This is a genomic window from Dietzia sp. DQ11-38-2 (assembly GCF_014145055.1).
Lineage (GTDB): Bacteria > Actinomycetota > Actinomycetes > Mycobacteriales > Mycobacteriaceae > Dietzia.
On record NZ_JAALDW010000408.1, the window covers coordinates 1 to 1,522 of the forward strand.

Annotated in this window: 2 protein-coding genes and 2 pseudogenes; 2 read left to right on the plus strand and 2 right to left on the minus strand. The window is 70.0% G+C overall.

The window, feature by feature from the left end:
- Both G6026_RS13320 and G6026_RS13325 read left to right on the plus strand, forming a co-directional pair.
- Nucleotides 1–365: pseudogene (locus G6026_RS13320) on the plus strand (hypothetical protein); the annotation flags it as partial.
- 115 nt (nt 366–480) lie between these two features.
- Complete coding sequence (locus G6026_RS13325) at nt 481–651, plus strand: hypothetical protein (RefSeq protein ID WP_182613453.1); 171 nt, start codon at nt 481–483, stop codon at nt 649–651.
- A gap of 20 nt (nt 652–671) precedes the next feature.
- Here G6026_RS13325 and G6026_RS13330 read toward each other — a convergent pair whose 3' ends face one another.
- On the minus strand, nt 672–962 hold the full coding sequence (locus tag G6026_RS13330) for a DUF4287 domain-containing protein (RefSeq protein WP_107757236.1): 291 nt from the start codon (nt 960–962) through the stop codon (nt 672–674).
- Between the two features lie 170 nt (nt 963–1,132).
- Nucleotides 1,133–1,522: pseudogene (locus G6026_RS13335) on the minus strand (PrsW family intramembrane metalloprotease); the annotation flags it as partial.

The window sequence follows — 1,522 nt, forward strand, 5'->3', positions numbered from 1 at the left end:
TCGAGGCGGCCGAGGTCCTCGTGCGGCGCGGGGTGCTGTCCGAATCCACCGCCTCCGCCGACGCACTGCGGACCTTCGCGCGAGACGGCCGGCTCATCGCGCTGCGCGGCGACCGGAGATGGGTGTACCCCCGATTCCAGATGGACCACGTCGATCCGCGCGATCCGGACAACATCATCTGCGCGATCAACCGGCTGCTGGACGCTCGTCGCTTTCCGGACGCCGCACTCTCCTGGTGGACCCTGCCGTCGATCGCCCTACCCGACCGGCGCCCACCCATGAGTCTCCTGGGGGTCGACCACGACGCGCTGCGGCAGCTGGCGACCGACTACGCGTCCGGAGAGTGGACCGAACAGAACGCGTGAGTCCGGGGACGCCCGAGCACCCCCGTCGGTCGTCTCCCTTCTCGGATCTGAGTCACGGTGTGGCGAACACGATGCCGCATTCCCATCCGGTCCGATCTCGCCACCGAATAAGAAGATGAGAAAAATTTGGCCCTTCGGGATCCGGCGGGGTCGGACCGTCGCACGCGCCGGACCCTCTGCCGCAGAACCGGACACGCTGTCCTACGAGCGCGCCTGGGCGGACTACGTCGAATGGTCCGGCCTGAACGAGGAGCGGCTCCCGGAGGGGCCGCAGGACAGCGGGTAGGTGACAACGGACGCCCGAGCTCAGCGATTCGGGTTGGTGGCCGCCCCGTCGAGCCAGAGCATGTCGGTCGCGTCAGCGTGCGAACCGGTGGAGCCCACGTGCTTCGAGCTGATCTGCGGTCCCTTGGTGATCACGTGGACGAGCGCCATGCCGTGGCCGCGGCCGAGGCCGTAGTCGTTCTTCAGCCACTCCAGTATCGGCCCGGCCTTGGTCCCGGGACCGAAACCGCGGTCGGTGGCCTGGTTCACGAGTTGCCGCGGCGTGAGCCCGGTCTTGGTCTCGATGGTGTCGAGGTATGCCTGGAAGGACACTGGTTTCTCCTCTGATCGACTGGCGTGATCGACTGGCGGACGCGGCCTCGGCTCGTAGAGGCGTAGGACACCAGTGTCCGCCCGCGGCGCGCGGCTGTAGGCGGGATTCGCAATTCACCGTGCGCCGCTCGTCGTCGTCGATCAGGCCGTCCCGCCGGCCCCGCCCCGCCTCACCCGTTCGACCGCACCCGTCCGATCTCGGCACGTGCCCCCTCGACGTCCCGGCCCGCGGCGATCGCCGCGGCCAGGGCCCGCACCGAGGTGAGCACGTGCCTGCCCTGCCGGCGACCGTGCGGGGCGCTGCGGAGGTAGCGTCGCCGGGCTCCGCGGTCCCCGACCACCGCGGCGACCTCGCGCTCGGTGATGACCCCCTGATCCACCTCGGGGGCCAGGACGGCTCGCAGCCACTGCCGTTGCACCCGCGAGGCGCGCCGGGCGATTACGCGCACCAACACGATCGCGACCACGATCACCACCCCCAGCACGAGCGAGGCGTACGCGGTGCTGCCGAACACGGAGTTGCCGATGGCGTCGGAGGCGTCCCAGAGACAGTGGAAGGA

What these genes read in the sequence shown, in the direction of transcription:
- G6026_RS13325 (WP_182613453.1), top strand. Translation starts at nt 481, where the DNA reads ATGAGAAAAATTTGGCCCTTCGGGATCCGGCGGGGTCGGACCGTCGCA.